This window comes from Streptomyces sp. NPDC001137 (assembly GCF_040298885.1).
GTDB lineage: Bacteria > Actinomycetota > Actinomycetes > Streptomycetales > Streptomycetaceae > Streptomyces.
Genome location: NZ_JBEPBA010000003.1, coordinates 257,195 through 283,201, shown reverse-complemented (window position 1 = coordinate 283,201; position 26,007 = coordinate 257,195). Strand labels below are relative to the sequence as shown.

At 70.1% G+C, this 26,007-nt stretch carries 28 protein-coding genes; 9 read left to right on the top strand and 19 right to left on the bottom strand.

The features are described 5' to 3' along the window. Positions 1 to 50: 50 nt before the first annotated feature. From ABT254_RS07280 to ABT254_RS07265, 4 genes are all read right to left on the bottom strand, one after another. Positions 51 to 1,280: a GTP-binding protein gene (locus tag ABT254_RS07280; protein ID WP_351464824.1), complete on the bottom strand. Its 1,230-nt coding sequence runs from the start codon at positions 1,278 to 1,280 to the stop codon at positions 51 to 53. 19 nt (positions 1,281 to 1,299) lie between these two features. Further along, entirely contained in the window at positions 1,300 to 1,470 is a 171-nt protein-coding gene (rpmF, locus tag ABT254_RS07275; RefSeq protein WP_351464821.1) for a 50S ribosomal protein L32, read from the bottom strand. 81 nt (positions 1,471 to 1,551) lie between these two features. Next, on the bottom strand, positions 1,552 to 1,974 hold the full coding sequence (locus ABT254_RS07270; RefSeq protein ID WP_351464818.1) for a (2Fe-2S) ferredoxin domain-containing protein: 423 nt from the start codon (positions 1,972 to 1,974) through the stop codon (positions 1,552 to 1,554). A 123-nt stretch (positions 1,975 to 2,097) separates the two neighbouring features. Beyond that, positions 2,098 to 2,328, bottom strand: coding sequence for a hypothetical protein (locus ABT254_RS07265; protein WP_351464815.1), 231 nt, complete (start codon positions 2,326 to 2,328; stop codon positions 2,098 to 2,100). A gap of 439 nt (positions 2,329 to 2,767) precedes the next feature. Between ABT254_RS07265 and ABT254_RS07260 the strand changes: the two genes are divergently transcribed. Further along, positions 2,768 to 3,718 (top strand): dihydropteroate synthase, encoded by a 951-nt coding sequence (locus ABT254_RS07260; protein WP_351464812.1) that lies wholly within the window; start codon positions 2,768 to 2,770, stop codon positions 3,716 to 3,718. A gap of 73 nt (positions 3,719 to 3,791) precedes the next feature. Continuing rightward, a complete protein-coding gene (locus tag ABT254_RS07255) occupies positions 3,792 to 4,625 on the top strand; it encodes an alpha/beta fold hydrolase (RefSeq protein ID WP_351464810.1) in 834 nt (277 codons plus the stop codon). Positions 4,626 to 4,658: 33 nt separating this feature from the next. On the opposite strand, the gene ABT254_RS07250 is transcribed toward ABT254_RS07255, so the two are convergent. Further along, a complete protein-coding gene (locus ABT254_RS07250; protein WP_351464807.1) occupies positions 4,659 to 5,231 on the bottom strand; it encodes a CGNR zinc finger domain-containing protein in 573 nt (190 codons plus the stop codon). Between the two features lie 82 nt (positions 5,232 to 5,313). Between ABT254_RS07250 and ABT254_RS07245 the strand changes: the two genes are divergently transcribed. Together ABT254_RS07245 and ABT254_RS07240 are read left to right on the top strand one after the other, a co-directional pair. Next, the gene (locus tag ABT254_RS07245; protein WP_351464804.1) at positions 5,314 to 6,486 is read left to right on the top strand and encodes an epoxide hydrolase family protein; all 1,173 of its coding nucleotides are present in this window, start codon (positions 5,314 to 5,316) and stop codon (positions 6,484 to 6,486) included. A 79-nt stretch (positions 6,487 to 6,565) separates the two neighbouring features. Then, a complete protein-coding gene (locus ABT254_RS07240) occupies positions 6,566 to 7,057 on the top strand; it encodes a phosphatase domain-containing protein (protein WP_351464801.1) in 492 nt (163 codons plus the stop codon). 22 nt (positions 7,058 to 7,079) lie between these two features. Here the strand turns inward: ABT254_RS07240 and ABT254_RS07235 are convergent, their stop codons facing one another. The 3 genes from ABT254_RS07235 to ABT254_RS07225 form a co-directional block, all read right to left on the bottom strand. After that, positions 7,080 to 7,295, bottom strand: a complete 216-nt coding sequence (locus ABT254_RS07235; protein WP_030935003.1) for a dodecin — start codon at positions 7,293 to 7,295, stop codon at positions 7,080 to 7,082. Positions 7,296 to 7,333: 38 nt separating this feature from the next. After that, positions 7,334 to 9,589, bottom strand: a complete 2,256-nt coding sequence (locus ABT254_RS07230) for a sensor histidine kinase (protein WP_351464798.1) — start codon at positions 9,587 to 9,589, stop codon at positions 7,334 to 7,336. 175 nt (positions 9,590 to 9,764) lie between these two features. Next, entirely contained in the window at positions 9,765 to 10,538 is a 774-nt protein-coding gene (locus ABT254_RS07225) for an AraC family transcriptional regulator (RefSeq protein WP_351464795.1), read from the bottom strand. A gap of 102 nt (positions 10,539 to 10,640) precedes the next feature. On the opposite strand from ABT254_RS07225, the gene ABT254_RS07220 reads away from it, so the two are divergent. Continuing rightward, positions 10,641 to 11,465 (top strand): sulfite exporter TauE/SafE family protein, encoded by an 825-nt coding sequence (locus tag ABT254_RS07220; RefSeq protein ID WP_351464793.1) that lies wholly within the window; start codon positions 10,641 to 10,643, stop codon positions 11,463 to 11,465. Positions 11,466 to 11,502: 37 nt separating this feature from the next. On the opposite strand, the gene ABT254_RS07215 is transcribed toward ABT254_RS07220, so the two are convergent. The 7 genes from ABT254_RS07215 to egtA all read right to left on the bottom strand — a co-directional run bounded on the left by ABT254_RS07215 (position 11,503) and on the right by egtA (position 18,450). Then, on the bottom strand, positions 11,503 to 12,192 hold the full coding sequence (locus ABT254_RS07215; RefSeq protein WP_351464790.1) for a polysaccharide deacetylase family protein: 690 nt from the start codon (positions 12,190 to 12,192) through the stop codon (positions 11,503 to 11,505). After that, positions 12,189 to 12,863: an endo-1,4-beta-xylanase XynA gene (gene xynA, locus ABT254_RS07210; RefSeq protein WP_351464787.1), complete on the bottom strand. Its 675-nt coding sequence runs from the start codon at positions 12,861 to 12,863 to the stop codon at positions 12,189 to 12,191. The genes ABT254_RS07215 and xynA overlap by 4 nt, the downstream gene beginning before the upstream one ends. Before the next feature lie 211 nt (positions 12,864 to 13,074). Then, the gene (locus ABT254_RS07205; protein WP_351464784.1) at positions 13,075 to 13,917 is read right to left on the bottom strand and encodes an endonuclease/exonuclease/phosphatase family protein; all 843 of its coding nucleotides are present in this window, start codon (positions 13,915 to 13,917) and stop codon (positions 13,075 to 13,077) included. A gap of 132 nt (positions 13,918 to 14,049) precedes the next feature. Continuing rightward, entirely contained in the window at positions 14,050 to 15,012 is a 963-nt protein-coding gene (gene egtD, locus ABT254_RS07200) for an L-histidine N(alpha)-methyltransferase (RefSeq protein ID WP_351464781.1), read from the bottom strand. Then, positions 15,009 to 15,800 (bottom strand): ergothioneine biosynthesis protein EgtC, encoded by a 792-nt coding sequence (gene egtC, locus ABT254_RS07195; protein WP_351464778.1) that lies wholly within the window; start codon positions 15,798 to 15,800, stop codon positions 15,009 to 15,011. Before egtC ends, egtD begins: the two co-directional genes overlap by 4 nt. After that, on the bottom strand, positions 15,800 to 17,134 hold the full coding sequence (gene egtB, locus ABT254_RS07190; protein WP_351464775.1) for an ergothioneine biosynthesis protein EgtB: 1,335 nt from the start codon (positions 17,132 to 17,134) through the stop codon (positions 15,800 to 15,802). The genes egtC and egtB overlap by 1 nt, the downstream gene beginning before the upstream one ends. Further along, complete coding sequence (gene egtA / locus ABT254_RS07185) at positions 17,131 to 18,450, bottom strand: ergothioneine biosynthesis glutamate--cysteine ligase EgtA (protein WP_351464772.1); 1,320 nt, start codon at positions 18,448 to 18,450, stop codon at positions 17,131 to 17,133. Before egtA ends, egtB begins: the two co-directional genes overlap by 4 nt. Positions 18,451 to 18,738: 288 nt before the next feature. Between egtA and ABT254_RS07180 the strand changes: the two genes are divergently transcribed. After that, positions 18,739 to 19,566 (top strand): TIGR02452 family protein, encoded by an 828-nt coding sequence (locus ABT254_RS07180; RefSeq protein WP_351464769.1) that lies wholly within the window; start codon positions 18,739 to 18,741, stop codon positions 19,564 to 19,566. A 145-nt stretch (positions 19,567 to 19,711) separates the two neighbouring features. On the opposite strand, the gene ABT254_RS07175 is transcribed toward ABT254_RS07180, so the two are convergent. After that, positions 19,712 to 20,113 carry a cupin domain-containing protein gene (locus ABT254_RS07175; protein WP_351464766.1) on the bottom strand — a complete coding sequence of 134 codons (402 nt, stop codon included), beginning with the start codon at positions 20,111 to 20,113 and terminating at the stop codon, positions 19,712 to 19,714. A 127-nt stretch (positions 20,114 to 20,240) separates the two neighbouring features. Here ABT254_RS07175 and ABT254_RS07170 point away from each other — a divergent pair, with 127 nt between their 5' ends. The 3 genes from ABT254_RS07170 (at position 20,241) to ABT254_RS07160 (ending at position 22,963) form a co-directional block, all read left to right on the top strand. Continuing rightward, on the top strand, positions 20,241 to 20,918 hold the full coding sequence (locus ABT254_RS07170; RefSeq protein WP_351464763.1) for a helix-turn-helix transcriptional regulator: 678 nt from the start codon (positions 20,241 to 20,243) through the stop codon (positions 20,916 to 20,918). Next, a complete protein-coding gene (locus tag ABT254_RS07165; protein WP_351464760.1) occupies positions 20,918 to 21,349 on the top strand; it encodes a hypothetical protein in 432 nt (143 codons plus the stop codon). Before ABT254_RS07170 ends, ABT254_RS07165 begins: the two co-directional genes overlap by 1 nt. Before the next feature lie 282 nt (positions 21,350 to 21,631). Continuing rightward, positions 21,632 to 22,963, top strand: a complete 1,332-nt coding sequence (locus tag ABT254_RS07160) for a phosphatase PAP2 family protein (protein ID WP_351464758.1) — start codon at positions 21,632 to 21,634, stop codon at positions 22,961 to 22,963. Positions 22,964 to 23,003: 40 nt separating this feature from the next. Here ABT254_RS07160 and ABT254_RS07155 read toward each other — a convergent pair whose 3' ends face one another. The 3 genes from ABT254_RS07155 to ABT254_RS07145 form a co-directional block, all read right to left on the bottom strand. Next, a complete protein-coding gene (locus ABT254_RS07155; RefSeq protein ID WP_123969191.1) occupies positions 23,004 to 23,450 on the bottom strand; it encodes a type II toxin-antitoxin system PemK/MazF family toxin in 447 nt (148 codons plus the stop codon). A gap of 85 nt (positions 23,451 to 23,535) precedes the next feature. After that, on the bottom strand, positions 23,536 to 24,282 hold the full coding sequence (locus ABT254_RS07150; protein ID WP_351464754.1) for a phosphotransferase family protein: 747 nt from the start codon (positions 24,280 to 24,282) through the stop codon (positions 23,536 to 23,538). Between the two features lie 197 nt (positions 24,283 to 24,479). Then, positions 24,480 to 25,967: a flotillin family protein gene (locus ABT254_RS07145; protein WP_351464751.1), complete on the bottom strand. Its 1,488-nt coding sequence runs from the start codon at positions 25,965 to 25,967 to the stop codon at positions 24,480 to 24,482. Between the last annotated feature and the right edge of the window lie 40 nt (positions 25,968 to 26,007).

The following is a 26,007-nucleotide window of genomic DNA, read 5'->3' as shown; positions in this document are numbered from 1 at the left end:
TTCCCGCTCCCCCGGTCGCTGCCGGTCACATGACTTGGTGTGCCGCGCTGTCACACCGCTTGCACTCGAGCGTCCTCACAACTGGGGACCGTGTCCAGGATGTCGACAGGAGTCAGCGCATGAGCGGTTTGCTGCTCGTGCTCACAGATGTCGTCGATGCCGTACGTGTCCCAGACGGGGAACGGGTCGACGTCCGGGAGGCGTTCGCCGGGCCGCATGAGGCAGTCCGTCAAGGTCGCTTGGATCCTTTCGGCATTCAACCGGACGCCGATCAGAACCAGTTCCTGCGCATACGGCGCCTCGGGATCGCGTGCGGCCGACGGCTCGAAGCGGGCCACCGAACCGGCCTGCGACCACAGCCCCGTCACCTGGGAGCGGCCCGCAAGAGTGAAGAAGCCCTTCGAGCGCAGCACCCGGCCGAATGCGCCGCCGTCCAGGTCCTCGGTCACGAAGGTCCACAACCGGCCCGGATGGAAGGGGAGTTCGGAGCGGAACACGGTCGACGAGATGCCGTACTCCTCCGTCTCGGGCACATGGTCGCCGTTGAGCTCCCGTACCCACCCCGGCGCCTGCTGGGCGCGTTCGAGGTCGAACAGGCGGGTGCCGAGGACCTGGTGGAGGTCCACGCGTCCGCGGGTGGCGTCGACGATGCGGGCGAGGGGGTTGAGGCGGGCGAGCGTCGCCCGCAGCGCGTCGGCGGCGCGGGAGTCGACCAGGTCCAGCTTGTTGAGGACGATGACGTCCGCGAACTCGACCTGGTCGACGAGGAGATCGCTGACGGTGCGCTCGTCGTCCTCGTACGGGGCGAGGCCGCGCTCGGCGAGTTCGTCGCCGCCCGCCAGCTCAGGCAGGAAGTTCGCCGCGTCCACGACCGTGACCATGGTGTCCAGCTCGGCCACGTCGCCGAGGGTGGCGCCGTCGTCGCGGGCGAAGGCGAAGGTGGCGGCGACCGGCATCGGCTCGGAGATCCCGGACGACTCGATCAGGAGGTGGTCGAAGCGTCCCTCGCGGGCCAGCCGGTCGACCTCCTCCAGCAGGTCGTCGCGCAGGGTGCAGCAGATGCAGCCGTTCGTCATCTCGACGAGGCGTTCCTCGGTCCGCGAGAGCGCGGCCTCGCCGCCACGCACCAGCGCGGCGTCGATGTTGACCTCGCTCATGTCGTTGACGATCACGGCGGCCCGCAAGCCCTGCCGGTTGGCGAGGACATGGTTGAGGAGCGTGGTCTTGCCCGCCCCCAGGAAGCCGGACAGGACGGTGACGGGCAGGCGGGCTTGCGGCATGTCGTACGGCATCGCGGGCTCAGCCTTCGGGGCGCAGCAGCCCGCGCTCGTACGCCTTGACCAGGTGCTGCGGTACGAGGTGGCGCACGCCCTCGAGGGTGAGCGGGACGAGTCGCGGGGTGGCCGCCTTCCACTGGGCGCGGCGGTGGCGGGTGTTGCTGCGGGACATCTTCCGCTTGGGGACAGCCATGGGAAACCTCCTCGGTGGGCGAGCACCGAGGACGCTACATGAAAATGGATCCCATTAACAATTGGTGGGTGGGTGGGTGGTTCACCGGCGGCTGCGCACGCGTGCGTCCCGAGGCGGCTGGATGAACTGCAGCTCCAGCGTCACGGGCGGCTCCGCGATGCCCGGTCCGCCCGCCGCCGCCCAGCCGATGAGCTCCTCCGTGCAGTCGTCGTCCATGGCGAAGCCGACCCAGGTGGCCCGCCCGCCGGCCCGGCGCCCCGCCGCCGAGGGCTGCACGACGATGACGTTCGCCTGGTCGCAAGGGCCCAGACAGTCGGTCGTACGGACCTGGAAGCCGTGCTCGGCCGCGGCCGCGCGCAGCCGCTCCAGCTGCCAGGCGTGGTCGGTGCCGGGGTGCTTGCGCGGGTCGCCGCAGCAGCAGCCCCGGCAGACGACGAGGGTGCAGGGGCGCTGCTGGGCGGCGCCGATCAATGTGCGGCGGGGAAAGGGGACGGCGGATGGCATGGGACAAGCATGATCCATACCCCCTTGGTCCCGTCGCACCGGGGCGGTGCCGCGCAGGTTCCAGGAGTTTCCCTTGGGGATGGTCGTCAGGGTTGCGGAGCCGGAGTGCCTGGACTGGTCGCGTCAGTCGCCGGCGTGGTCGCGGTTGTTGCAGGCGTCGTCGATCGCCTGGTCGGTTCCGGTCGCGAACACGGGGACGAGGGCGAGTGCTTCCTTGCAGAGGCCGGTGGCGAGAGGGCTTCGGTGGCTGACGTTCATGTGGCCGCGGGGGTTGTCGTCGTTGTCGGCGTGGGCTGGGGTGGCGAGCGCAAGGCCGGTCATGGTCAGGACGGCAAGCACGCTGAGCTTCTTCATAGCCGGGTCAACGACCTTGGATCGGCCCAGGTCACGCGGCTGTTCGAGGCCAATGCGAAGGCCACCGGGACGACGGCGTCACCGTAGCCGCTCGACCAGAGCGAAGGCGTCCTCGGTCTTGGCGTGGGTCCTGCCCAGTCGGGTCTGCAGGATCTGTGCGCCGCTCGGCTGGGCTCCGGTGGCGGGGGTGGACGGGGGTGGCCGCGTGGCGGAAGCAGCAGAGGGCCGAGGGGGCGGGAGCTGCCCGGAGTGCGCCTACCGGCTTCTCCGTCAGGCGCGGTCGCCTCCCTGGGTGAACCGACAATCCCGCCATCCATCACCAACCACTGCCACACCCCGGACGTGAGTGGTGGACATGTGCCACGCTTATCGGCTGGGCTTCCCCGGACGGTAATTGACAGTGGTTCGCGATATGAACCTTAATTGAGAGCGAGGTCGGATGATTTCCCTTACTGATTTGCTCGATTTGGCGCGGCAGTTTGAGGGTGATCTCTCCTTGCCCGTCGACCTACTTCGCGTGGGCCATCGCACAATCGATGTTGACGCTACTCCTGTCATAATGGGATGCGTCAACCTTTCTCGTGATTCGACATATCGAGAAAGTGTCGCGACCTCAACGGGCTCTGCTATCCGAAAAGGGCGTATCCTTGCGGCTCAAGGAGCCGATATTGTCGATATCGGCGCTGAGTCGAGCAATCCCCGTACTGTGCGGGTGACGGCACGCGAACAGATCTCCGCGCTTGTGCCAGTCGTGAAGGAACTTGCTGAGCAAGGTGTCGTCGTTTCAATCGAGACTTACGAGCCTGCCGTTGTCCGATCGTGCTTGGAAGCGGGGGCGCTACTTTTGAACTACTCCGGTGGATTGGCCTCGGACGGTGAAATATTTCCAATAGTGGCAGACCATCAGGCGACGATTATTCTTTGCCACGTCGAAGGTGAGAACTCTCGGGACGTGAATGCAAAAGGTATCCGTGAAGACCCCATTCCTGGGATGCTTGACTATTTTGAGAGGCGTGTGGAAGGCGCTCGCTCGGTGGGAGTCGATCGAATCGCCATTGACCCTGGAATCGGATTCTCCCAGGAGGGATCTGTAACCGCCAATGATCGCATTCACTATCAAGCCAATACCCTGCTCAATACATTCCGATTGCGGCGGATAGGTCTGCCGATCTGTCACGCCCTACCACATGCTTTTGGTCTCTTCGAGGACGAGTTTCGCACCGCCGAAGGTTTCTTTGCAGTGTTGGCGCATCTAGGAGGAACAGGCATTTACCGCACTCACGAAGTTCCTAGGGTCAGGGCGGTACTCGCCGCTCTACGGGAACTGGGCCCTCAAGCCTGGCCGCCTCTTCGGTACGACGGCTACCGGGACGATCAACAGCCTGCGTGATGTTATCCCAGGAGCCGCTCCACCGAAGAGGCTCAACGAGCCGATCGAAGAGACAGAACCCGGGAGTTGCCCCGTGAGTGACTGGCCGCTGACCAAGACCTACCGCAGCACCTCCGGCGACGTCCGCTGGGACCACCTCGGCGAGCCGGGACGAAACCCGGTCGTCCTCTGCCACGGCACCCCCTTCTCCTCGTACGTCTGGCGGGCCGTGGCCCGTGCGCTCGCGCGCCGGCACCAGGTGTTCGTGTGGGACATGCCCGGCTACGGCGCATCGCAGATGTCGGCCGGGCAGGACGTCTCCCTCGCCGCCCAGGGCCGGGTGTTCACCGAACTCCTGGCGCACTGGGGGCTTGCCGAACCACTCGTGGTCGCCCACGACTTCGGCGGTGCCGTCTCCCTGCGGGCGCATCTGCTGCACGGAGTCCGCTACCGGGCGCTCGCCCTGGTCGACCCGGTCGCCCTGGCGCCCTGGGGATCACCGTTCTTCCGGCTGGTCGGCGGGCACTGCGAGGTCTTCGAGCAACTGCCGCCCGCCCTGCACCGCGCGCTGGTACGCGAGTACATCGGCTCGGCCAGCAGCCCCGGCCTGCACCCCGCCGTACTGGACCGGCTCGCTCGGCCCTGGCTCGGGGAGGTGGGCCAGGCGGCGTTCTACCGGCAGATCGCCCAGGCGGACCAGCGCCATACCGACGAGATACAGGACCGCTACGGCGAGATCGGCATCCCGGCCCTGGTGTGCTGGGGCCAGGAGGACACCTGGATCCCACCGGCGAAGGGCCACGAACTCACCGCCCGCATCCCGGGTGCGCGCCTCGAACCCATCACGGGCGCCGGCCACCTGGTCCAGGAGGACGCCCCCGCCGAACTCACCGCGGTGCTCGTCGACTTCCTGCAGAGCGCCCCCTGACGCCTATGGGATGAGGCTCGTCCAGGGCAACGATCACTGCGCTGATCCGGGGTTGCGCTGTTTGGCCTGGAAGCGCGCCTTCTTCTGACGATTCCCGCACGTGTTCATGTCGCACCATTTGCGGGTGCGGCTCTGGCTGGTGTCGAAGAAGGCGGCTCGGCAGGTCGGCGACGCACACAAGGCCAGTCTTCCGTCGCGTTCGCCCGCGATGATGCTGATCGCGTCGGCGGCGATCACGCCGAGGGCGTCTTCCACGCGGGAAGCCGAACTGAGCCGCCACTGCCGCTGGCCTTCGGCCGTCAGGAACGCCGCGGCCCGGCCCTGGGCGCTGCGGTCGTTGATGACCTGGACAGCAGACGCAGGGAGCGCGTCCTGGAGTGCGGCCGCTGTCGCGACGGCTTGAATCGACTCCCTCAGTTCCCGGGCGAGGTCGAGCTGGGCAGGGGTGCAGGAGTCCACTGCGAGGCCGCTCACGTTGAGCCAGTCGACGAGCCGCTGCGGCGTGGGAATGCGCTCCACGGCGTTGCCGTGACGCTCCGACAGAGTCCCCGTGAAGCTGGTCGCCAGGACGCTGCCGAGGCGGAAGTCAGGGAACCCATCGCGCATGGAACCACCTTAGCCGGTTGCGGCATGCCTCGGAGGACTGTTAGAACCGTCTTAGCCGGTTCCAAGGTGGCCAGGAGGTCTCATGTCCCGTCCAGCCGACGACGTACAAGCATTTGAAGCCCACGCACCTGACGCCGACCTCGACGATCTGCGCGCGCGATTGGCCGCGGCGCGGCTACCGGAGGCCGAGACGGTCTCTCGCGCCGCGTCCGGCCCTCGCCGCTGGGAACAGGGCGTTCCTCTCGCCGATCTCGTCGATGTCGTGAACTACTGGCGCACCGGGTACAGCTGGCGGTCGTTCGAAGAGCGCCTCAACGGGATCGGCCAGTTCCGCACGACCATCGACGATCTGGGAATCCACTTCCTGCACCGCCGATCCGCGCGCGCGGACGCCACTCCTCTGATCCTGACGCACGGCTGGCCGGACAGCATCGCCCGGTTCATCGACGTGGTGGACGAACTGGCGGATCCGAAAGACGCGGACGCGCCGGCGTTCCACGTCGTGGTCCCGTCGCTGCCGGGCTTCGGTTACAGCGACAAGCCGGCCACCACCGGGTGGGGCACCGAAAAGATCGCGGCCGCGTGGGTGGAGCTGATGGGGAGGCTCGGCTACGGCGAGTTCCTTGCGCACGGCGGCGACTGGGGAGGCAATGTCACCACGGTTCTCGGCGGCAGGTTCCCGGCGCACGTTCTCGGTATCCACACGACGTTCGCGGAGGGGCCGCCCGGGCTGTCGACGGACGGGCTGACGGCGGTCGAGCGCGGGTGGGCCGAGGAGACCCGCCATTTCTGGCATCACCGGGCGGCCTACGCGAAGCAGCAGGCGACCCGGCCGCAGACCATCGGCTACTCGCTCGTCGACTCACCGGTCGGCCTTCTCGCCTGGATCCTCGACAAGTTCGCCGAGTGGTCGGACACCGAGGACGGCCCGTTCGAGACGATTTCCAGAGACCGCGTTCTCGACGACGTCACCCTGTATTGGCTGACGCGGACCGGTGCGTCGGCGGCCCGCATCTACTACGAGAGCCACAACTCGCTCGACCCCGGGCTTCGGGTCGACGTGCCGTCAGCAATCACCATGTATCCCCGCGACGTCGAGAAGTGCCCGCGCCCCTGGGCACAGGAGCGGTACCGCCGGATCGTCCGATGGAGCTCGCCCGGAACCGGGGGACACTTCCCGGCGCTGGAAGTTCCCGAGTATTTCGTCAAGGACCTGCAAGAGGGCCTCGCGGCCGTGCTGGCCGCCCATCGCTGATCGTCGAAAGACATCGCTCGCTCCCACCTACGGAGTCACGCCCTGAACCGGGAAAGCGGGACAGATCTAGGGTGGGCGTGTGACCGACAGCAGCAAGCGCCCGATCGCCGTGTTCGACCTGGACAACACCCTCGCCGACACGGCCCACCGCCAGCGGTTCCTGGAACGCAAGCCGCGCGACTGGGACGCGTTCTTCGCCGCCGCACCGGCCGATCCGCCGATCCCGGAGGGCATCGCGCTGGTCCTGGAGAGCGCGAAGGAGTGCGAGATCGTCTACCTCACCGGCCGGCCCGAGCGCTGCCGGCGCGACACGCTGGCCTGGCTCGCCGCGCAGGGTCTGCCCGACGGGCGCGTCCACATGCGCCGCAACGACGACCGCAGGCCCGCCCGCCGCACCAAGCTGGAGATCCTGCGCAGCCTGGCCCGTACCCGGGACGTCCGCGTGCTCGTGGACGACGACGAATTGGTGTGCGAGGACGCCGAACGGGCCGGCTTCCCGGTCGTACGGGCCCACTGGACCGCCCCCTCGGCCGCCCTGGAGACGGCGCAGGAGGTGGAGGGGCGGACCTGAACCTGCCGCCCAACCCACCCCGTCAGGACGACTCGTCCAAACGGAAGCCCACCTTCAGGCCGACCTGCCAGTGGGCGATCTGGCCCTCTTCGATCTGGCCCCTGACCTGGGTGACTTCGAACCAGTCCAGGTTGTGGAGGGTCTGCGAGGCGCGGGTGATGCCGTTGCGGATGGCCTGGTCGACTCCCTCGGGTGAGGTGCCGACGATCTCAGTGACCCGGTAGGTGTGGTTCGTCATGCGGGTACTCCTCTCCGCCGTGACACCTGCGTCACGCGTCACTCCACCGTGCCCCAAGGCGGCGTGGAGCGCGACACGTCCGGGCCGCTTTCCTGCCCCCGGCCGCGCCGTGCACGCCGTCGTGAGCGGGCACCCCTGGCCCGGGGGTCGCGGGCGTCCTCGTCGCGGCCGGGCGGCGGGTCGGCCGGGCGGTCGTTCCAGGACTCGTACCCCTGGAACCCGTCGAAACCGACCGGCGGCGCCCCCTGTGCGGCCAAGGACGCCGTCGCGATGCTGTGCCGTGATGAGGAGACCTCTTTCACGGCGGCCAGGGCCAGGGTCTCGGTGTCGGGTTGCTCTGCCGCCGTCCGGTAGGTGATCGTGTCCGGCAGCATGACGAGCGACGTCGTGCCGGACTGCTCTCTGGCGGGGCGCAGCTGGACGCGGATGCCGTGGCGGCCCGCCAGTCTGCCGACCACGAACAGTCCCATGTGCTGGGAGATGTCGGCGTCCACGGTCGGCGGATTGGCCAGCTTGCGGTTGATCGTCGCGAAGTCCTCCGCCGGCAGGCCGATGCCCTGGTCGTGGATCTCGAGCGTGATGCGGCCGTCCGGCAGCTGGACGGCGGTCACGCGGACCTCCGAGTGCGGGGAGGAGAACGAGGTGGCGTTCTCCAGCAGCTCGGCCAGCAGATGGACGAGGTCGGTCACGGCCCGGCCGTGGATCTCGGCCTCCGGGATGCCGGAGAAGGCGATGCGCTCGTACTGCTCCACCTCGGAGGAGGCGGCTCGGATGACGTCGATCAGTGGCAGGGGCCGGTCCCACTGGTGGGCGGGTTTCTCGCCGCCGAGCACGAGGAGGTTCTCGCCGTTGCGGCGGACCCGGGTGGCGAGATGGTCCAGCCGGAACAGGTTCTCCAGCTGGTCCGGGTCGGTCTCGTGGTCCTCCAGGTCGGTGATCAGGGCCAGTTGACGCTCGATCAGGGACTGATTGCGCCGGGACAGGTTGGTGAAGATCGTGTTGATGTTGCCGCGCAGCAGCGCCTGTTCGGCGGCGAGCCGCACGGCCTCACGGTGGACGTGGTCGAAGGCGCGGGCGACCTCGCCGATCTCGTCCGTGCTGGTGATCGGGATGGGGGCGACCCGGGAGTCGACCTGGACGGGGGTGGCCCGCGACAGCCGGGTGATCAGTGCGGGCAGCCGCTGTCCGGCGATCTCGATGGCGGAGGCACTCAGCCGGCGCATACGGCGGCTCATCGTGCGCGCCACCCAGGCGGCGAGGAGGAAGGCGACCAGCACGGACGTGAGGACGAGCAGCGCGTTGACGATCGCGTCACGACGGGCGTCGTCGGCGATGTCGCGGGCGCCCGCGAGGGCCGAGTCGGTGAGGTGGACCTCGATGCTGCGGTAGGCGTCGAAGCCGAGCGTGGACGCGGCGAAGAACGACTCGGGCGTGATGCCCTCTGCGGTGAGCTGCGTGGTCGTCCGGCCGGCGGCGATCTCGCTGACCATCTTGTCCAGGTCGGGCGGGGTGACGTAACTCCGGCCTGCCGCCTTGGCCTTGGCCGCAGCGTCGGCACGCTGCTGCGCACCTCGCGTGGTCGCGGCCGTCAGTGCCTTCCGCAGCCGTGCCATGTCGTCGGCGGTGCCGGCACCCGCGTACTCCTGGAGCGCGACCTTTTCGAGATAGGCGTACGAGCGGAAGGACGCGAGCTGGCTGTCCAGTTCGCCCGGGGCGAGGGTGCCGCGGTCCTCGGCCAGCAGATGGGTGCCGATGGAGCGGATCAGTGACTCGGCCGCCTGGGTCAGGGAGATGGCGTAGAGGGTGCGGCCGAAACTCGCCTGGTTGTTGCTGCCGAAGCCGAGTTCGTTCGAGATCTCCATCAGGGGGTGCTGGACCATGTGGTAGCTCTCCTCGGTCTGCACACCGGTCAGGCGTGAGGTGAACGCGTTCGCGCGCACCGTCGGCAGCTGCTTCTCGCCGGCGCGGACCAGGCCCACGCGCCGCAGGAGGCCGGCGTTCTGCGGCATGCGGTCGACGGCCCGGTCGAAGGCCTTGGCATCCTCGTCGGTGGTACGGCTGGCCTGCACGACCGCGGCGGCGTTGCGTTCGCCCTTCAGCAGCGGGATGACGGCCACGTCGCGTTCGTTGATGGCGTCGCTGGCGTACTTGTTCGCCGCCCGCACCAACTCGGCCACCCGGACCGCATCGTCGGCTGCCTGCCAGGTGTCCACGGAGTGCTTGACCCGTATGCCGCCGAGGACGAGGGCGACGATGACCGGGATCAGCAGCACGGCCCTCAGACGCCTGGCCACGGGCCAGTTGCCGGTCAGGGACCTCCGCGGCGGGTCTTCGGATGTCGGGGAAACCGTGTTCGGCAAGATCGTCCTATCGCTGCGGGATCGCCTGACGTTCGACGCAGGCCCGGCATATCTCTTTACGTCCCGCCTACCACCCTCCGTTCACCCGCCGACCCAATAACGGCATTTTTCACGGGGCGAGTTGAGGCCTGTGCGCCGTGGGCGGGCGGCCGAGGAGCTCTTTGAACGCGGCCGTATAGGCGGCGGGGTTGTCGTAGCCGAGCAGGGCCGCGATGCGGGTGACGGGCATGCCCGCGGCCAGGTGCTTCAGGGAGTGCAGGATGCAGGCGCGCCGGCGCCACTCGGAGAAGCTCAGCCCGGTGCCGCTGCGGAACTGGCGGGCCAGGGTGCGTTCGCTGATGTTGAGGGCCCCGCACCACCGTGCGGGCGGGTCATGGATGTCCGGCTTCCGCAGGAACGCCTCGCACAGGCCGCGCAGCCGCGGCTCGGACGGCAGCGGCACATCGAGGGGGAGCGGGGTGAGGTTCCTGAGTTCGTGGAGAAGGAGGGCGACGAGTGCCGCGTCGCGGCTGTGCTCCGGGTAGCACGGCTCCATGTCGACGGCGGCGAGGATCAGCTCCCGCAGCAGGTCGGAGACGTCGACGGCCTGGCAGCGGGCGGGAAACCACGGCACGGCAGCGGGTTCGATGTAGAGACTGCGGGTGCTGACGCCCGCCATCGTGACCTGATGCCTGGTCCGGGGCGGGATCAGCACCGCGCGGGCCGTGGGGATCGTCCAGTTGCCGTCGTCCGTCTCGACCTGCATGACGCCGGTGGCCGCATACAGGACCTGGGCCCGGCGGTGCTCGTGCCGGACGAGCAGATGCTCCTGGGGATAGTCGGTGCCGATGGCGAGCACGGCACGGTCGAGGTCGTCCACCTCCGCGACCGGGATGTTGCGCATGCCACGAGACTAAGCACAACCACGCGGCTGTGTCTGCTGCGCGTAGGAACCTGGCAATTCGTCGATTGCCCGCCATGCCGCCCGATCCCTAGCGTCTGACCAGTGCTGATCTCCTTCTCCACCCTCCTGTTCTTCGGCTGTCTGACCGGCCTCACGACGGTCCTCTTCGGCTTCGGGGGCGGCTTCATCACCGTTCCCGTCGTCTACGGCGTCCTGAGCGCGACGGCGTGTTCGGCGGCGGACGCCATGCACGTCGCGGTGGCGACCTCGGCGGCGGTCATGGTCGTCAACTCCGTGGCGGCGGCGCTGGCCCAGTGGCGTCAGGGCCGGCTGCGCCGCGCGTACGTATGGCCGCTGGCGGCGTTCATCGCGGTCGGCGCGGGCGCCGGATCCTTCGTGGCCACCCTGATCGGCGGTACGGCACTGCGCCTGCTGTTCGCCGCCTACCTGCTGGTGACGATCGCCGACAGTGTGCTGCGCAAGGGGTTCCTCGCGGTGGCGCACCGGACGGGCCCGAAGCCGCTGGGCCGGGCCGCGATCACCCTCGGTGGAACCGGAATCGGTCTCGTGGCCGCCGGCCTGGGCGTGGGAGGCAGCGTCATGACGGTCCCGCTGCTGCGCCGCAGGGGCCTGCCCATGGCCGAGGCGACCGCCATGGCCAACCCGCTCAGCGTCCCCGTCGCCGTGGCCGCGACCCTCGTCTACGTCCTCGCCCCGAGCGCACCGGCCTGCGCGGGCCGACTCGGCTACGTCGACCTCACCGCGGGCGCCGCCCTGCTCCTGGGCTCGTTGCCCACCATCGCGTGGGCGCGGCGGCTCACCGCCCGGGTTCCGGACCGCGTCCACTCCATCGCCTACGTCCTGCTGCTCGTGGTCGTACTGGTGGTGATGGTGGCCGTGGAGGGCCGCCACCCCGTCGGATCCTGACCGGGGTGGCGGCCGGTGTTCGTGCGGGTGGTCCCGGTCAGGACGGGGCCACGGCGCGGCCTGTCTGCGGGGAGATCATCCCCGCGCACAGACTGCGGGCGGCCAGGCCCTGCGCGATACGGGGGATCGCGGCGACCGTGTTGGCGGGCCAGTCGTGCATGAGGATGACCTGCCCGTTGGTGAGCCGTGCGGCGGCGGCCACGATCGCATCCGTGCTGGCGCCGTTCCAGTCCTGGGAGTCGACGTTCCACAGGATCTCGGTCAGGCCGTATCCGGCCTCCACGGCCTTCACCGTCGCGTTGGTCTCTCCGTACGGCGGCCGGAAGAGTCTCGGCGTGCCGCCGCCCGCGGCCGCGATCGCCTGCTGGGTGCGGGAGATCTCCGAGTCGATCTGCGCCTGGCCGAGCTGGGTCAGGTGCGGGTGGGTGTAACTGTGGTTGCCGACCCACATGCCCGCGGAGACCTGGGCCTTCACCTGCGCCGGGTAGGCGGCGGCGTAGCGGCCCTCGTTGAACATCGTGGCCCGCAGCCCGTTCTGCTTCAGCGCGCTCAGCAGGGCGGGTGTGTTGCCGGACGGGCCGTCGTCGAAGGTGAGTCCGACGTAGCCGTTGCAGGCGGCGGCCTGCGCCGGCGCGGCGTGGAGGGTGAGAGTGCCCGTGGCGGCCAGGGCGGCGGCGGCCAGGGCCGTCGTCCAGGGACGTAACGGGAGACCTCGGCCGGTGCTCATCCCGACACCGTGATGTTGGAGCTGCCGCTGCTCTGGTAACCCTCGGTCGCGAGGATCATGTAGTACTTGAAGCTGCCGAGGGGCATTCCGGCGCGTGCCCAGGCGTCGAAGTGGTTGCCGGTGGTGATGGTGCCGCCGGTCCGCTTCGACTGCCGCACGCTCCAGTACTGGTTGAAGGTCTTGTTGCCCTCGACGGACGGGGCGTTGTACCGCGTCGTCTGGTAGATGTCGTACGTGCCGCCGTCGCTGGAGACCGTGCCCTTGTACGTGCCCGTGGGCCGGTAGGTGCCCCAGTTGTCGACGATGTAGTACTCGACGAGCGGGTTCGACGTCCATCCGTACAGCGACAGATAGCCGTTGCCGGACGGGTTGAAGCTGCCCGAGTAGCTCACGTTCCTGCGCGCTCCGGTGCTCCAGCCCTTGCCGGCGACGAAGTTGCCGGTGTTCCTCCAGCTCGTGCTGTAGTTGCCGCCGGAGTTCAGGGTCATGGAGACGGTGCCCTGGGCGTCGGTCCAGAACGAGTAGTAGAAGCCGTTGTTGGTGCCGGTCTGGTTCGTGGTGATGACCGTGGCGGCGCGGGCGGTGCCGGGCAGAGCCAGCACCGACGCGGCACCCAGCAACAGGCCGCAGGCGGTCCTGCGGTTCATCGGCAGTGCGGGTTTGCCGTTCATGTGGGGTTCCTCCTCGCTGTTCGAGGCCGGGTATTGGTCGAACAGTGTTGGCCTGTCCCCGTCAAGCGTCAATAGTTTCGGCATTGATCGCGAAACATTCGGAGTCTTGGACAGCAGTTATCTGCCAGAGGACCAGTTATCCAGACCATGACTGGGCGCGATTTCTCGAATGTTTCGAAGACCTTCCGGACTGTCGAAGTCGGTGGACGCCTTACCTTGCGTCCAGGTCGGCGAAGAGCAGGTGGTGATCCGAGTACGAGGTGGGTTGCACGCGGTGCTCAAGTGGGGCGATGCCTCGTAGGAACACGTAGTCGAACCTGCTGTACCAGTCTGTGGTCGGCTCGCAGGTGCCGGCGCGCGAGGGGCGGCACCGGGGGTCCGCGTCCGCGGCCAGTGCCCACATCCGGGCGAGTTCGGGGGCGTCCGGCACGGCGTTGAAGTCGCCGAGGACGATGGCGCGGTCGTGCCGGGCGACCTCGGTGGCGAGTACGGCGGTCTGTTCTGCGCGGACCGCCTCTTGACGCCGTTGGGCGAGGTGGGTGTTGAAGACCCGGACGGGCCGGCCGTCCACCGTGGTGGTGACGGCCATGTAGCCACGGTCCTCGGAGCCGCCGTCGGGGTATTCCACGGTGACGCGGTCTGTCATCGGCGCCGCTGAGAGGATCGCCTGGCCGAAGCCTCCCGGACGCCACGGCGCTCCACCGCAGCGACCCCAACTCCGAAGCACCGGCCCGTACTCGACGTGGTAGACCAGCCCGTACAGGCGCCCCAGGTAGTCCCGGATCCGCTCGACGTCACTCACGCAAGCTGCTTCCTGCACGCCGATGACCTGCGGCGCATACGTGGCGATCTCCGCCGCCCGGTCCACGTTGCCCGCCTCGCAGGGGTTGCAGAGGTTCCAGGTCATGACCCGGTTGGCAACGACATTCCTGGCGGCATCGGCGGGCAGCGACCGGGTGAAGAGGGTGCCGCCCGGGACACTGGGGCCGACGAGCAGCATGCAGGCCACGACCATGGCGCCCGCGAGCAACCGCGTGCCCCTTTCGAGCACCATGGCCTCCTCGCGGCATCCGACGTGTCCCGGCACGAGGTTATGCGAGCTCGGTCGTCGGCAAGGGCTGTTGGGCCACTCACAGCTGACGGGCCCGACCGCCGTTCCCGGCGGTCGGGCCCCAGGGTGCAGAGATCAGCGCGCCACGCTCAGCGACAGCGCGAACCGACCCTCCTCGTCCGTCCACCAGTGGGCCAGCTCCAGCCCCGCCGCGGACAGTTCGCTCCGTACGCCCTCCTTGCGGAACTTCGCCGACACCTCGGTGCGCAGCTCCTCGCCCGCGTCGAAGTCGACGGCGAGGTCGAGGGCGGGGATCTTCACCGACTGCGTTGCACGCGAGCGCAGACGCATCTCGATCCACTCGTCGGCGCTGTCCCACAGGGCTACGTGGTCGAAGGCGTCCGGATCGAAGTCGGCGCCCAACTCGCGGTTGACGACGGCCAGGACGTTCTTGTTGAACGCCGCCGTCACTCCGGCCGCGTCGTCGTACGCCCGGACCAGCACCTGCTCGTCCTTGACCAGGTCCGTGCCGAGCAGCAGCGCGTCACCGGGGGACAGCAGGGAGCGGATCGAGGCGAGGAAGGCGGCCCGTTCGACCGGCAGCAGGTTGCCGATCGTGCCGCCGAGGAACGCGATCAGCCGGGGCCCCGGCGTGTCCGGCAGCGTCACGCTCGCCGTGAAGTCGGCGATCAGCGCATGGACCTGGAGACCGGGACGCTCGGCGACGAGCGCCTGCCCGGCCTGGGTGAGCGCGCTCTCGCTGACGTCGACGGGCACGTACGTGTGCAGTTCGGTCAGCGCGTCCAGCAGGTGGCGCGTCTTCTCCGACGACCCGGAGCCGAGTTCGATCAGGGTGCGGGCGTGCGTCGCCGCGGCGATCTCGGCGGAGCGGGCGATGAGGATCTCCCGCTCGGCGCGCGTGGGGTAGTACTCGGGCAGCTCGGTGATCTGCTCGAACAGCTCGCTGCCGTGGGCGTCGTAGAACCACTTCGGCGGCAGCGTCTTGGGTGTGCCGGTGAGGCCGTGCAGGACGTCTGCCCGCAGGGCGGCGTCCGTGGCGTCCTCGGGCAGGGTGCGGGTGAGAAGGAACGGACTCACGTACGGGGCTCCTTCGGCAGTGCGGGGGCCGAGGCGTCGTTCGGCTCCTTGAGTGGGGTGAGCAGCACGTCGGTGCGGCTCGCCGCGAGCAGGGTGCGGTCGGGGACCTCCTGCCAGTGCGGGTCGTCGTCGTAGGGCTCGGAGGCCACGACGGTGCTGCGGCCGGGCCGGGACAGGTACCAGAGGGTGTCGCCCCAGGTGGTCGCGGTGATGGTTTCGCCGTTGGTGAGCAGCAGGTTGAGGCGGGAGCCGGGTGCCGCCTCGGCGACCTCCACGACCGTGTCGGCCAGCGCCTGCGCCTCGTCGTCGCCGGCGCGCAGCCGCGCGAGAACCAGCGCCCACACGAGCGCCGAGTCGTTGCGGGCCTCCATCGACAGCACGTCGACGGCGGGCAGGCTCGCCACCAGGGGCGCCAGCGAACCCGGCCACCCCTTCACGGCACCGTTGTGGCTGAACAGCCAGGTCCCGGCCGCGTACGGCGCCGCCGCGGCCTCCGCGTCGGCGCCCGACAGCGTCGCGTCCCGTACGGCGGCCAGGACCGCCCCCGAGCGCACGACCCGGGCCAGGTCGGCGAAGGACAGGTCGGCCCAGATGGGCCCGGCGCGGCGGTAGCGGGCCGGCACCGGGTCGCCCTCGGCGTACCAACCCACCCCGAAACCATCGGCGTTGACCGTCCCGTACCGCTGCCGCCGGGGTGCCCACGACTGGCGGTAGAGGCTGTGCGCGGGCTCCACGAGGACGCGGCCGAGCGGCTCCTCGGGCCCCAGATAGGCCAGATGACGGCACATCAGACGTCTCCCGCGGAGCGGGCGGTGCGGAACCCGGAGAAGATCTGCCGCCGGATCGGGTAGTCCCAGTTGCGGAACGTCCCCCGGCAGGCGACCGGGTCCACGGCGAACGAACCGCCGCGCAGGACCTTGTACTCCGGCCCGAAGAACACCTCCGAGTACTCCTTGTACGGGAAGGCCTCGAAGCCGGGGTAGGGCGCCAGGTCGCTCGACGTCCACTCCCACACGTCGCCGATCAACTGCCGTACGCCGAGCGGGGATTCGCCCGCGGGGTAGCTGCCGGCCGGGGCCGGGCGCAGATGCCGCTGCCCGAGGTTGGCGTGCTCGGGCGCCGGGTCGGCGTCACCCCACGGGTAGCGCATCGAGCGGCCGGTGGCCGGGTCGTGGCGGGCGGCCTTCTCCCATTCGGCCTCGGTGGGCAGCCGCCGTCCGGCCCAGCGGGCGTAGGCGTCGGCCTCGTACCAGCACACGTGCACGACCGGCTCGTCGGGCGGCACCACCTCGGTGATGCCGAAGCGGCGCCGGAGCCATTGCTTGCCGTCGCGTTTCCAGAACAGCGGGGCGTGCAGGGAGTGCTCGCGGATGTGCGCCCAGCCGGCCGCCGTCCACCAGCGCTCGGTATCGTAGCCGCCGTCGTCGATGAACGCCTGGTAGGCGGCGTTCGTCACCGGTGTGGTGTCGATGTAGTAGGGCGCCACCTCGCGCCGGTGCGCGGGCCGTTCGTTGTCCAGCGCCCACGGTTCGGTGGAGGTACCCATGGTGAACGGGCCGCCGGGGACGAGGACTTCGGCAGGGCCGGTGAACAGCGGCACCGGTTCCGGGTCCGGGGCGGTCAGGGCCTGCGGGCCCTTGCGGAGCTGATGGGTGATCAGCATCGTCTCGTCGTGCTGCTGCTCGTGCTGCGCGATCATCCCGAAGGCGAAGCCCGCCTCCGTGAGCCGGGTGCCGTGGAAGTCGGCGCCTTCCAGCAGGTCCATCACCCGCCCGCGCACCTCGGCCGCATAGGTGCGGGCCTCGGCGGGCGGCAGCAGCGGCAGCGAGGGCCGCTCGGAGCGCGGGTGCTCGAAGGCGTCGTAGAGGCCGTCGATCTCGGGGCGCATCGCCTCCCGGCCGGCGACGGCCCGCAGCAGCCACAGCTCCTCCTGGTTGCCGATGTGCGCCAGGTCCCACACCAGGGGCGACATCAGCGGCGAGTGCTGCGCGGTCAGGTCGGGCTCCTCGACACAGCTGGTCAGGAGCGTGGTGCGGGCGCGAGCCGTGGTCAGGGTGGTCAGGGCACGCTCGCGCAGGGTCTCGGCGTCGATCGAGGGTTCGTCGAGGGCGGGGTCGGTCATGATGTGCGGAGATCCTTCCCGTGCGGGCGCCGGTCGGTGCCGCGCACCCGGTCCAGCAGATCGTCGGCCGGGCTGCGGCCCTGCATGACGTAGCGGTCCAGGTACGTCGCCACGGCGTCCGTGACCTGGGTGGTGGCGCCGAGCCGGGGCAGGGCGTCGAGCGCGGCCGTGAAGCAGGTGATCGCCGCCTCGTGCAGCTCGGGGTCGGCCAGGCCGGCTCGGGCCGCGTCGATCCACAGCGGATTGTGCGGCGCCGGCAGCGAGAGCGCCCGTTCGGCCAGGGGCTTCACGGTGCGGTACGCGGTCTCGGCGGCCTCCGGGTCGTCGAAGAGCGCCTTCGTCACGGCGAGCGGGACGATCCACCCGTCCTCGCCCGGCTGGGCGTCGATCATGCGCAGTTCGAGGAACCCACGCGGTCTGACCGGCGGGAACAGTGTCGTGATGTGGTAGTCGAGGTCCTCGCGGGTGGGCGGCCGCGGTGCCCCCGACCTGGTCCACTCCCGGAAGGTCAGCCCCTCCGGAACGTCCCAGGGACCGTCGTCCGCGCGTATGCACATCACCGGCGAGTCCAGGACGTGCCGGGCCCAGGTCCGGCGGGGATCGCCGTCCAGTGGGGGTGCGCCCGCGCGGCCGGGACCGATCTCCAGCCACAGCAGCTGTCGGGTGGAGCGCCAGCCGGTGGGCTCGTGTCCGGCCAGCGGGGAGTTGGCGAAGGCGGCCACCAGGACCGCGCCCAGCTGGTGCGCCAGCCACCAGCGGCGGCCGTGGCCGAGGGGGCCGGGCTCCTCGTGTCCGGCGTCCAGACAGACCTGGACGGAGGCCGAGGTGCACATCATGCGGCGCCCGGACGGGCCGGTGCGGTCCAGGCAGGTCTCCATGGCGTCGTAGCGCCGCTCGTGCAGGAACCGGCGGGGCGGATGCCAGGGGTCGTGGCCGATGCCGACGAGTCCGAGATCCTGCCCGGCGAGGACCGAGCGGACGGCGTCGAGGTCGGCGGAGACGGTACCGATGCACTCCATCAGGGAGGTGGCGGGCGGCGAGCTCAGCTCCAGCTGGCCGCCGGGCTCAATGGTGAGCGCCGACCTCAGGGGCACGGTCCGCAGTGCGGCGTAGGCCGCTTCGAGTCGTTCGGGTGTGACGGGGAGCTGCGGTGTGCGCAGCTCGTGGACCAGCCATTCCACTTCGACCCCGACATTGCGGGGTGGGCCGGTCTTGAAACAGATGCCCCGGACCAGTGCCTCCACCTCGGGTGGGGTGAGGGCGGTGCGGGGCTCCGTACACTCGCTCGCCGGAGCGGCGCTCGGCGTATCTGACATGTCGGGAACCTCCTGAGATTCGACCGTGCCGCCGGCCCGGCCCGTCAGGTACCCGGACGGCAGCACTCGTCCCACCCAAGACTCTCCCGCCGTATCGCACAAGGGTGCGTATCGGCATGTTCCGGCTCGGTAATCTCCTCGTTCCGGGCGTTTCCTGTGGCTTTCCTGGGCGTTCGCGGACGCGGAAACTCTGTTGCACCGCACGTCCAGGATCGCCCACGATCGGTCCATGAGCACGACGGGGGAGCGCGCACGGCGCGCGAGCGTGGCGCACACGGGGGTGGCGCCATGAGCGCGCGCCTGCGCGGCGTCGCGCGGCAGACGGAACAGATCGTGGCCGCGGGCGTCTATCGGGCGCCCGACGGGCGCGAGGTGTCCATCGAGGCGGTGGAGGCGGCGCGGGCCGGTACGGGGATGTACGGGCCGGAGCCCGTGCAGGTCTCACCGACCGCCGCCGCGGACACGTTCTTCGAGGTCACCGGCGAGAGCAGCCTGGAGGCCGCACGGCGGCTCGGCGGGCAGGTGGCGGTGTTGAACTTCGCCTCGGCCCGCAACCCGGGCGGCGGTTTCCTCAACGGCGCCCAGTCCCAGGAAGAGGCCCTGTGCCGCGCCTCCGCGCTGTACACGTGCCTGCTGCGGGTCCCGGAGTTCTACGACCACCACCGCACCCACCGCGACCCGTTCTACAAGGACCGGGTCATCCACTCCCCGGCGGTGCCCGTCTTCCGCGACGACCGCGGCCGCCTGCTGGACGAGCCGTACACCGCGGGCTTCCTGACCGCCGCCGCCCCGAACGCGGGAGTGATCAGGCGTACGGCACCGCAGCGCGCCACCGAACTGCCGCAGGCCCTGGCCGTCCGCGCCGAGCGGGTGCTGGAGACGGCCGTGGCCCACGGCTACCGGCGCCTGGTGCTGGGCGCCTGGGGCTGCGGGGTCTTCCAGAACGACCCGGCGCAGGTGGCGGGCGCCTTCCGGACGCTGCTCGGCCCCGAGGGCCGGTTTGCCGGGGTCTTCGAGCACGTGACGTTCGGGATCCTGGACCGCACCACGGGCCATACGTTCCGAGGCGCGTTCGCACGGGCGTTTCCTGTGGTGCAGTCGCAGTCGAGCCGGTGAGCCCCCCGCAGACGGGGGATGCTGCGGGGGACTCACATGGGAAGACGGACGAAGGACGGCCCGCGTTCCCCGGCTCCAGGACTTTGCACCTCGTTGCTTTCGCACAGGCTCCGGAGTGTCCGGCAGGCCCCGTCCGGGTGCGGTTTCAGGGAGCCTGGCCGATCTGCAGACCGGCACGTCGGCGGTGGACCGTCAGATAGGCGAGGCCGTCGTCCCCCGCGGTGATGCTGCGGGTGGAGCCGTGCGGGAGCCAGAGCAGGGTGCCGGAGGTCAGGGACTGCTGCTCGTCCCGCGGATCGGCGCCGAGGACGCCGTCGCCTTCGACGACGAGCACCAGTACGTCCAGGTCGGGCTCGGCGTGCGGGGCGATGTGGCGGCCCGGCGTCAACCGGACCAGATTGGCGTCGAGTTGGCGTCCGCTCTCGGCGAGCTTCCAGAGCACCGCGGTATCGCTCGAGGCCGTGGCGGTCAAGGCGTCGGTGTTGCCCAGGATGCGCGGGATCGCGGCCTCCGGCTCCGGACCGACCTGCCTGTCGGCCTTGCTCATCTGCTCCCCTCCATCCTGTCCGCCTACGTCCGTCGTACCGCCTGCCCACCAAGCCCTACCGCCTGCCCACCAATTATTACAAGTATTATTTGGAGAAAATGGCCGCAGGGGGAGGGGAGTGAGGGGCATGCCCGGGGCGCACAGAAGCGCGCGCCGCCGTGAGGTCCTCGACGTGCTGCGCACGGCCGCGACCCCGCTCGGCGTCACGGAGACGGCCGAGCGCATCGGAGTCCACCCCAACACCGTCCGCTTCCATCTGGAGGCGCTGGCCGGCGAGGGACTGGTCGAGCGGCAGGTGCTGGAGCCGTCCGGGCGCGGGCGGCCGCGCACCGTCTACGCCCCGAGGCCGGGCATGGACCGGGGCGGAACCCGCAGCTATCGGCTGCTCGCACAGATGCTCCTCGGCCGGATCGCCGCCATGGGGCCCGACGCGCGTTCCACCGCGATGGAGGCCGGCCGCGCCTGGGGCCGCTCCCTCGTCGAGCCGCCGCCCCCGTCCCGGCGGCCCACCCCCGAGGAGTCGGCGGGCCGGCTCGTCGAGCTGCTGGACGGTCTCGGCTTCGCCCCGGACCCGGAGGGCGGCGAGGTCCCCTCGCGGATCCGGCTGCGGCACTGCCCCTTCCTGGAACTCGCCGAGGAGTACGGCCAGTTGGTCTGCCCGCTGCATCTGGCCCTGATGCAGGGCGCATTGGCCGAGCTGCGCGCCCCGCTGACCGCGACCGATCTGGAACCGTTCGCCGATCCCGATGCGTGCCTGGTCCACCTGGCGCCCGTGCCGCAGCGGACAGCAGAAAGGCATCCTTGATGTACCCCGCGTGGGCCGCAGTGGCGGTCGCGGCCACCTTCGTCTGGCTCGGCATGGTCCTGGCGATCTCCTTCCTGGAGGCACCGCTGAAGTTCCGCGCGCCGGGCGTGACCATCCCCATCGGGCTGGGGATCGGGCGGTTGGTCTTCCGGGCGCTGAACCTCGCGGAGGCCGTCCTCGCCGTCGTGGTGGTGGCCGCCGTCGCGGCGGGCGATCCGCCCGGCCGCGTCATGGGACCGGTCGCCGCCGCGGCGGTGCTGCTCCTCGCGCAACTCCTCGCGGTGCGCCCGCGCCTCAACCGCAGGTCGGACCGGGTCCTGGCGGGCGAGGACCTGCCCCGCTCGCGCGACCACCTGTACTACGTCGCCCTCGAGGCCGCCAAAGTCGCGGCCCTGATCGCCCTCGGGATCTGTCTGCTGACTGCCGCCTGAGTGAACCTTGTGCGACCCGAAGGGGTCTTCTCAGTCGGCGCGGGCATCGCGAGCCGTCCGTGACCAGCGAAACCCACTTGCACCGCCCCGATAGCATGTTCGAGCCCACGACGATCGCGTCACAGTCCGCCCTCTACCGAAAAACCACGCCATCCAGCACAAAAGAGACCTGACTAACCAACATCCAAAAAATCGGCCAGCCAATTGATATCCAGAGAATCGCGGTCATTCCCGCGAATAAGATCCGGTTCAGCCTTCGCCACCTGGTGGCGGCCGCGGACGATGCTGTGGACCGCGGCGGGTGTGGTGGTGCTCGGATTCCTCCTCGCGCTGGAGGTCGCCGCGCGCCACTACGGCCTGCCGGGGCCGCTCACGACCCAGGTGCAAGAGGTGGTACTGCCCCCGAAATCGGGTTTCCTCCTCTACGCCAGCATGGGTTTGATGATGGTGGTGCTCACCCGGCGGCAACGGTTCATCGCGGCGGGTACCGCGATCGGCATCGACCTCGTCTTCCTGGTGGTGCGCTGGGCCAGTGACGTCAAGGTGACCGACAACCACCACCCGTTCGGCAACGGCGCGTTGTGGGTCATTCTGGGCTGCGCCGTCATCGCCGTCACGCGCCGCACCGGCCAGGAACGTCTGCTTCTGCTGAAGGGCGTCGGGCTGGCCCTGCTGCTGGTCGCCGGGCGCAAGACCGGTGACACCTGGCTGCTCATCACGTCGAAGTCGCGCCACATGGTGCTCGACCAGTACGTGGCAACCGCCGATCACGCGCTGGGCAATCCGTCGTGGCTGGTGGGCCGGGTCGTCAAGGCCTCCGGCCCGGTCGGCTTCCACCTTCTCGACCTCGTCTACGGCCAGCTCGCGGTGGCCGCCGTCGTCGTGACGCTGTACCAACTGCGCAACGTGGCCGCGGACCGCCGCTTCCCCAGCCATCACCTGGTGCGCACGTTTCTGGTGATCGGCCTCCTCGGACCGGCCATTTACATGATCTTCCCGGTGGTCGGACCGATCTTCGCCTACGGCACCGGCACCGACCAGTGGCCCTCACCCGACCTGGCGCCGGACGCGCTGCCCACCGTGCACTGGGCGGTGGCCGACCTGTGGCCGGGCACGGCGCCGCCGCTCAACGCCCCGCACCCGATGCCGTTCGACGACTACACCCCCCGCAACTGCATGCCCAGCCTGCACACGGCATGGGCCACCGCGATCTTCATCCACTCCCGGAAGGGCCCACGGGCCCTGCGCTTCGCCGGCACCTTCTGGCTGATCGCGACGGTCTGCGCCACCCTGGGATTCGGCTACCACTACGGCGCGGACCTCATCGCAGGCGTGGTGTTCACGCTCACCATCGAGGGGGCTCTGCGCGCCCACGGCCGCGGCTGGGACCGGTCGGGCATCCAGCTGGTCGCCCACGGCGCAACGGTCTTCGCCGCGCTGTTGGTGTCGTACCGCTATCTGCCGATGGACATGGCCAGGCTCCCGTGGCTGTTCGGGCCGCTGCTCCTGCTGGCGATGATCTCGGTGGTCCACGACTATGTGCGGACCACCAGAGCGTGGGAACCGACGGCAGTTCCGGCACGGCAACTGGAGCCACAGCCCGAACTGGCATGACCCGCGCGAGGCCCCGGTCGGTCAGCCCGGGGCCTCGCGTTCAGCTCCAGCCGTAGCGCTCCGCCAACCGCTGTCGCACCAGGTTGAACCGCCCCCGGTCCAGCGCGCAGGCCTCGCGGCGCATGCCGTCCTCGTGCAGCCGCAGCACCCGGTCCACGTCGATCCAGGAGTCGCGCCCGGAGCGGTCCCAGGGCCCGCTGCCGATCGCCACCCACTCCCGGTCGCCGTCGTGCCGCTTGCTGGACAGCTGCACGGCGAGCAGAGTGCCGGCGCTCTCGCGGGCGACGACGAGCACCGGGCGGTCCTTGCCGCGGCCGTCGTTCTCCTCGAAGGGCACCCAGGTCCACACGATCTCGCCCGGGTCGGGGTCCCCGTCGTGCGCGGGGGAGTACTCGGTGCGCACCCTGCCGACCTGGCGGGGGTCGGCCTCGGTGGTGGCGGTGGGGCCGAAGCGGCCCGGCACGTTCTCATCGGTAAACGCAGTCACGCAGGCACCCTACGTCTCCCGACACAAGGAGGTTTCCGGACCTCCTTGCATGACGGTGCGTCAGTGGAGTCGGGCGCGCGCGGCCTCACATCCGGGATCTCAGTACGTCGACCTCACAGCCCGGCGCGAAGGGGTCGAAGCCGTGCTCGCTCAGCCAGCGAACGATCAGCAGGCTCCGCAGTGACCACCATGCGCGGATCACGTCGAGGTCGACGTCGGCGCCATAGCCGGCGATGACGTCGTCGAGGTGCTCCTCGTGTCCGAGCGTGAAGGTGGCGAGGTCGTGGAGGGCGTCCCCCTGGCCCGCCTCGGACCAGTCGATGATGCCCGTGACCTCGTCGCCGTCGACGAAGACATGCGCGATCTGCAGGTCGCCGTGGGTGAACGCCGGAGTCCACGGCCGGAGCGCGGCCTCGGCCACCCGGCGGTTGCGGGTGACCAGGTCGGCGGGCAGGACGCCGTTCGTCACGAGCAACCCGCACTCCTCGTCGAGCTCCGCCGCCAGCGTGCCGATGCTCCGCCCGGCCCCGCCCGGCCGGGGCGGCAGCGGCGCGTCGTGCAGCTTCCGGATGGCGGCGCCCGCCGCGGCCCAGGCCGCCGGCGACCCGGTGGACGGCCCGCCGAGGCGCCCGAGCGTCGTCCCCGGGAGGGCGGCGACCGCCAGCACGTGCGGCTTGCGCCACAGGACCCGCGGGGTCGGGACCGGCGCGAGGGTCATCGCCTCGACCTCGACGTCGATACGCGCCTGGTCGCTGTCCACCTTCAGGAACACGTCGCCGACGCGCAGAGTCGCCCGCTCGGAATGGGCGACGACGACTTCGACCTCATCCATGGGCGACCAGTATCCCGGGGACGATCGCCGACGTCGCCGGGTTTGTCAGGTGCGATGACGCGGCTGACCGCGTCCCGCCGGGCGGTGGCCTCGGGCACCACGCCGACCAGCCCTGCGAAGGGCCGAGGCACGCAGCAGGCCGGGGGCCCTCGAAACCGAGGACCCCCGGGGCTGCCGGCGTACCGCTGCCGGTGCGGCTATCCCTCCTTCTCCACCGGCACCTTCTGCGACGGCGGTACCGCCATCCCGTTCAGGGACGGCGAAGTGCCGTGCGGGGTCTGGCCGTTCTGGTTCATCGAGGCCAGCAGCTGGCGGGCCAGACCGAGGCCGGTGCCGCCCATGGTGAGCGCCTTGGCGAGCATGTCGGCCATGCCGTCCGCGCCGTTGAGCACCACCATGTTGTCGACGCTGCCGAACGCGGACGCACCCGCCTTGACGATCTCCGGCCAGTTCTCGGCGAGCTGCTGGGCGACGACCGCCTCCTGGTTCTCGGCCAGGGCCGCGGCCCGCGCCTTGATGGCCTCCGCCTCGGCGAGACCCTTGGCCCTGGTCGCCTCGGCGTCCGCCAGACCCTTGGCCTGCGCGGCGGCCGCCTCGGCCTCACCGGTGACCTTGGTCGCCGTGGCGGCCGCGGCACCCCGTGCCTTCGTCGCCTCGGCCTCGGCACCCGCGGCCGTCTTGACCCGGGTCGCCTCGGCGGCGGCCGCCAGCTCGGTCTCCTTCGCCTTGGCCTGCGCCGCCGAGATCCGCGCGTCGCGCTCCGCCTCGGCCAACGTGCGCTTCTCGTAGGCCTTGGCGTCCGCGGGCTTGCGGACGTCCGCCTGGAGCTGCTGCTCGCGCCGGTGCGCCTCGAGTTCGGCGACCCGGGTCTCCTGGACGACGACCTCCTGCCGGGCCGCGGCATCGGCGAGCGGACCCGCCTGCCGTGCCTGCGCGGCCGCCTTGTCCCGCTCGGCCTGGTAGCCGGCCTGCAGGATCTCGCTGTCCCGGGTCGCCTCCGCCATCCGCGCGAACGACTGCTGCTCGGCCTCGGTGGCCAGCCGGTTCGACTCCGCCTGTGCGATCCGCGCGTCCCGCTGTACGGCGGAGGCGTGCGGTGCGGCCAGGTTCTGGATGTACCCGGTCGGGTCCTCGATCTCATGGATCTGCAGGGAGTCCACGATGAGCCCCAGCTTCTCCATCTCCGTGCCGCAGGCGGCCCGGGTCTGCGCGGTGAGCTTCTCCCGGTCGCGGATCATGTCCTCGACGGTCAACCCGCCGACGATGGAGCGCAGATGACCGGCGAACACGTTGTGCACCCGCTCCGCCATCAGCTTCTGCTGGTCGAGGAAGCGGCGGGACGCGTTCGCGATCGACACGTAGTCGTCGCCCACCTTGAAGATGACCACGCCCCGCACCTTGAGCGGAATGCCCTGGTGGGTCACGCAGTCCACATGCAGTTCGGTCTCGTTCAGGTCGAGCGAGAGCTTGCGCACCGCCTGCACACCGGGCAGCACCAGCGTGCCGCGCCCGGTGACGATGCGGAATCCCATGCCCTCGCCGAGCCCCTCCGTCTTGTGCTTCGAGCCGGAGATGACGAGCGCCTCATTGGGCTCGGCGACGCGCCACATGAGCTTGAACAGACCGATCAGAACGAGAATGGAGGCAGCCACCACTCCCGCAACGACGCCGACAACCATCGGCATACGCCCCCTTTGCATGGTGCCCTTTCGGCACCGAACGAAG